Genomic DNA, 5217 nt, shown 5'->3' with positions numbered 1-5217 from the left:
ACTCATCAAAAAACACGAAAAATATAGATTTCTCTTGCTTTGCAAAAACTGTGGAATTTACTTTTGCAAACCGGAATTTACTTTTTCAATTGACCGACAACCCCTTCCAGCTACTGGCCCCTTTTTATTATGTACGCATTTCTTGCGACATAATCCACCCCGGAAACCACTGTGAGCACAACGGCTATGCCCATGCAAATATGACCCACCGGGAGCCACGGAAGGATGAGGGATACAGGAAAATCACGGATGAGAATGGCCACAATGGCGATGATCTGGAAGGTGGTCTTGATTTTTCCCAGCTTGCCGGCAGCGATGACAACGCCCTGGCCGGCTGCCACAATGCGCAACCCGGTTACGATGAATTCGCGGGCGATGATGATGACGACCGCCCATACCGACAGGTTGTCGGTCTTGACCAGAGCCACCAGCGCCGCGGTCACCAGGAGTTTATCGGCTATGGGATCAAGGAACTTCCCCATCTCCGATACGATATTACGCTTTCTGGCGATCATGCCGTCCAGCAAGTCCGTGATGGATGCCAGGACGAATATGGCTGCAGCGGCATATCTGCCCCATTGGTCAATCCCCAGAAACTGCCCGAACCATCCCGGAACGAGAAAGAACAGGAATACAGGTGTAGCCAGTATTCTGGAAAGCGTCAGTTTATTCGGAAGATTCATTCCCTATTACCTCTCCGATTAAGTCGTACTCTTCGCTGCAAAGCATCTTAACCCTGACAACATCACCTGTCTCAAGAGGGTATGGTGAAGTCACATAAACCACCGGGTCAATTTCAGGCGCTTCCATGCACGTCCGGCCCAGATAGAAAATACCATCCTCTGCCACGCCTTCAATAATTGTATCATATATTTTGCCAATGCGTGAACTATTATGTTGCGCCACGTTCTGCTGCTGGGCTTCCATAAGTGCTTTTCTCCTGGCCACCTTGACCCGTGCAGGAATTTGGCCCTTCATTTTGTAGGCCGGCGTGCCCTCCTCCCGGGAGTAGGCAAAAACACCCAGGTGCTGGAAATACCCCTTCTTCACGAAGTCCAGCAGTTTCAGATGATCCGCTTCGGTCTCACCAGGAAAACCCGTAATGAGGGATGTCCTCAGGGCAATGCCGGGGATTTCGGACTTCAGCCGTTTCAGAAGCGTTTCGATGTACTGGCCGGTACCCCTTCTTCCCATGGCCTTGAGGATGCTGTCCGAGATATGCTGGATGGGGATATCCATATACTTGACCAGCTTGTCATTGGTTTTCATCTCTTCAATCAGGGCATCGTCTATCAGTTCGGGATAGCAGTACAACAGGCGTATCCACCGGATACCGCCTATTCCGCTTAAGGCTCGAATCAGCTCCACCAATTTCTTTTCCCCGTACAGATCCTGGCCGTAGAGGGTGACATCCTGCGCGATGAGGATGATTTCCTTTTTCCCCTGGCCGGCAAGAAATTCAGCCTCCCTGATGAGGCTTTCCATCGGCCTGCTCCGGTATGGCCCCCTGAGCTTCGGGATGATGCAGTAGGTACAGTGGTTGCTGCATCCTTCAGCGATCTTGAGATAGGCGTAGGGTTTATTATCGCTTAACATCCTGGGATTTTCCAGGTAGTCGACGGTATTGGGAATATCGCACCATACAGCGCTTTCCAGGCGTTCCCCGTCAAGGAAGGCCTTTGTGCGGCTTGCTACCTGGGGGATGCTGCCGGTGCCGAACACCAAATCCACCTCGGGGATCTCCCTGATGATCTCTTCCCGGTATCTTTCCGCCAGGCAACCGGTAACCACCAGCGCCTTGAGGCATCCTTCCTCCTTATGCCTGGCCGCCTCAAGAATGGTAACGATCGCTTCTTCCTTGGCATCCCCGACGAAAGCGCATGTATTGATAACGATGGCATCGGCCTGGGCCAAATCATTGACGGGCTCAAAGCCGTTTTCCTTAAACGACCCGAGCATGATTTCACTGTCCACCAGGTTTTTGGGGCATCCCAGGGATATGAATCCGACTTTGTAGCTCAATGTGTTTCCTCCAGTTGTGTTTGAATTTCCACAGCCCACTGTACCATAGGCGCATCAGGCAGTCAAGGAAAACGCGATTTTGCCGTTGCCGGCAAAATCGCGTTTATATCCTTCCTCTTTTCTTTTTATTGCTTTAATTTCGGACAATGTACCGCACAGCGGCATGCCTTGACCGTCAATACGAGCGAAACGCAGTGGGGCATGGCATCATACCGCACCTGCGAGCATTACCCGTGATGTCATTGCGAGGAGCGGAGCGACGAAGCAATCTCTTCAGTCGGGCGGAGTTCGGCCAGGCGCCCGATAATCTGTTGACAGCTGGCATCCATGGCCTTGAAATCCATATAGGGTATATAGAATTGTTCCAGCGCATCATGATTCTCCTTGGCCCGCCTGATGCTGGCCAGCGCCGTTGCCATAAGTCCGTCAAAGGCTTGGCGATTCTCCTCAAGTTCACCTCGGTATTGTTCCAGCAGTTTCCGATCCATCAGCTCCATCATGTCAATGATCCTGGCAGATGGCACCTCGGCGTGATGATAGGTATTGGACGTAGTGACAGCGGCATCCAGCCCGGGTATGATCAGATGTTCCAATTTGTGGGGGTTCAGGGCGCAGTAAAAACCTTCCACATCGAAGCCTTTGCTGAGGGCCGTGTCCCGCAGCCTTTCCAGCAGCAACTCCTCACCGGCGCCCATATCCCCTTTAATCACATACACGGTACTCACGTCGAGCAAGGTATTCAAGTAATTCACATAGCCTGACGGGGTAATGGCGCTGGCAAAAAGGGAACGTTCCCGGCCCTCCCCTTCTTCACCGTCTTTGCCTGCGAACAGTTCTTCCTCCAGGTCCGCAATCAAACGGCTGAGCTTTATCTTGTCCAAAGCCTTATTAAAAAGGGAAGCGCTGTCCTGATAAACCTCAAAAGCAGCATGCAGGTAATGGTAAGCCCTGGCGAACAATCGGCTGATTTCGCGGCTGATCGACAGTATCTCCTTCCTGTGTTTCTTGATTTCCTCTTCATTCCAGAAAGCCCCGAAGTTCAGGATTTCGTCCACAGCTCCGGGATATTTCGGATCGATGATATGGGGAGCCGTGCCATCCACCAGGAATGTTTTCAGATCCCGCACCACAACGCCGTCCAGGGAATCGCTGTCGGATGAGCAGTGCATGAACTCCACATCGAAACCCCTGTCCATCATGGCATGTGCCACTTTTTTCATGAAGGTGGATTTGCCGACGCCGGGACCGCCTTTGATAACATAGATCTTCTCTGCTTCCTCCTGGGGGAGGATATGGTGATAGTAACTGAAAAATCCCAAACAGGTATTCCCGCCTGCAAACATGTGTCTAGCTCTGGCCATTATATCCCTCCAATTCATATCGCACCTTTACAAGTGTATGCACAGACGAAAGCGAGAGACCTCCCGCAGGTGGTTAGTGTTTATAGGTTGGAGGCTAGAAATCAGGCTTGTTATATGGCTTCGAACAATCAGCAATCCTGCATCCGGCTTCCAACTTTTTTCGATAGTCATTGCGAGCAAAACGAGCGCGGCAATCTCAATTTATTCCGGAAGCCCGTAAAGCCGGTGCTGCACTGCACGGCTTTTAACAACAGCAGCTGTTCGAATGGGGGGGGCGGCTGAACTCGCTGCGCTCAAACAGCAGCCGCCCTTTTCCCATTCTCACAGGCTGTTTTGGCGCCTTATCGCAATGCGACCTTAACCTTTACGGGCTCCTTTAGCACGTCAGCCACTCATAGTGTACATACGATTGCTATTTATTATGAGCAACGTAAAACGGGATGTGGAAATCATGCAATACTTCACAGGCTGCTTTGGAAGTACCAGAGATTGCTTCGTCGGCTTTGCTTCCTCACAATGACAAGAAAAAGCTATCAAAAAAGCTCATGAGTCAAGCTCATGAGCATTATACCAATAGGTTGTCCCATTTTGAGGTTTTTAAACTTACAGCAGTTGGATCCCCATTTTCTCACAGGCCTGTACCATTTCCTCAGGCCAGACCGACGCATGGACCTCACCGATATGGGCCTTGCCCAGGAAGAACATGCATATCCTGGACTGCCCGATGCCGCCGCCCACCGTCTGGGGAAGCTTTCCTTCCAGGACGTCCCTGTGGTAAGGAAGGTTCCTGCGGTCTTCACAGCCGGCAAGCTTAAGCTGCCTGTCCAGGGATTCGGCGTCCACCCTTATACCCATGGAAGACATTTCCACCGCTTTGTTAAGGACGGGATACCAGAACAGGATATCCCCGTTGAGTTCCCAGTCGTCATAGTCGGGAGCCCGTCCGTCATGCTTTTTCCCCGATTTTAGCTTACCGCCGATCTGCATGATAAACACGGCCTTTCTTTCCTCGGTGATCCTGTCCTCCCGTTCCTTCGGTGTAAGGTCAGGATAACGATCCTCCAGTTCCTGCGTGGTGATGAAGGATATCTCATCCGGCAACTGCTTTTTAAGGACGGGAAACCTCTCCACCACCTTGTCCTCCACCTTTTTGAACACCGAGAAGATATCGCGGACAACCGCCTTAAGGGTGTCGATATTGCGCTCTTCAGGCCCGATAACCTTTTCCCAGTCCCATTGGTCCACATAGATGGAATGCAGGTTATCCATTTCCTCGTCCCTTCTGATGGCGTTCATATCGGTATATATCCCCTCGCCTCGGGTGAAGCCGTATCTTTTCAGGGCAGCCCGCTTCCATTTGGCCAGGGAATGCACGATCTCCACCGTGCATCCGTCCATATGCTTCACATCAAAGGATACCGGCCTCTCAACACCGTTGAGATTGTCGTTCAGGCCGGTCTGGGAACAAACGAACAGTGGAGCGGAGACACGGGTCAGATTCAATACCTCAGCCAGCGTATTTTCAAAAAGGTCCTTGATATATTTAATCGCAATCTCGGTTTCCCGTATACCCATAATCGGCTTGTAATCCGTCAACGGAAATAAGCCTGCTTGCATTGGTATTGCCTCCTTATAGCAGTGCGTTTCTTGCTACTTTACCACACTATTTCTCTTTCAGTCAACAAGTATTTTAGCTTTGCTGATTCGTATAAATTGCAATATTAAATGCCGTGAAAAAATTGGTAAATCCATTGCTTACTGGAATAAATTCTATACATCATACCGCCATTTCTATGGCTGACCTATAACCAAACATTCTTCTTGGATATTCATT

At 50.7% G+C, this 5217-nt stretch carries 4 protein-coding genes; all 4 read right to left on the bottom strand.

The genetic code is table 11. The features are described 5' to 3' along the window. Positions 1 to 110: 110 nt before the first annotated feature. On the bottom strand, positions 111 to 683 hold the full coding sequence (gene pgsA / locus F3H12_RS12660) for a CDP-diacylglycerol--glycerol-3-phosphate 3-phosphatidyltransferase (RefSeq protein WP_149679684.1): 573 nt from the start codon (positions 681 to 683) through the stop codon (positions 111 to 113). Further along, the gene (rimO, locus tag F3H12_RS12655; protein WP_149679683.1) at positions 667 to 2022 is read right to left on the bottom strand and encodes a 30S ribosomal protein S12 methylthiotransferase RimO; all 1356 of its coding nucleotides are present in this window, start codon (positions 2020 to 2022) and stop codon (positions 667 to 669) included. Before rimO ends, pgsA begins: the two co-directional genes overlap by 17 nt. Positions 2023 to 2261: 239 nt before the next feature. After that, a complete protein-coding gene (locus F3H12_RS12650) occupies positions 2262 to 3383 on the bottom strand; it encodes a PRK06851 family protein (RefSeq protein WP_188118532.1) in 1122 nt (373 codons plus the stop codon). A gap of 603 nt (positions 3384 to 3986) precedes the next feature. After that, positions 3987 to 5000: an aspartate--ammonia ligase gene (gene asnA / locus F3H12_RS12645; protein WP_149679682.1), complete on the bottom strand. Its 1014-nt coding sequence runs from the start codon at positions 4998 to 5000 to the stop codon at positions 3987 to 3989. Positions 5001 to 5217 lie beyond the last annotated feature (217 nt).

This window comes from Thermoclostridium caenicola, assembly GCF_900142095.1.
In the GTDB taxonomy this organism is placed as follows: Bacteria; Bacillota; Clostridia; order DSM-8532; family DSM-8532; genus Thermoclostridium_A; species Thermoclostridium_A caenicola.
The sequence above is the reverse complement of the archived record's forward strand: the minus strand, read 5'-3'. Positions and strand labels throughout refer to the sequence as shown.

Coding starts and splice junctions, on each gene's coding strand:
- pgsA (WP_149679684.1), bottom strand. CDS start 683: ATGAATCTTCCGAATAAACTGACGCTTTCCAGAATACTGGCTACACCT.
- F3H12_RS12650 (WP_188118532.1), bottom strand. CDS start 3,383: ATGGCCAGAGCTAGACACATGTTTGCAGGCGGGAATACCTGTTTGGGA.
- asnA (WP_149679682.1), bottom strand. CDS start 5,000: ATGCAAGCAGGCTTATTTCCGTTGACGGATTACAAGCCGATTATGGGT.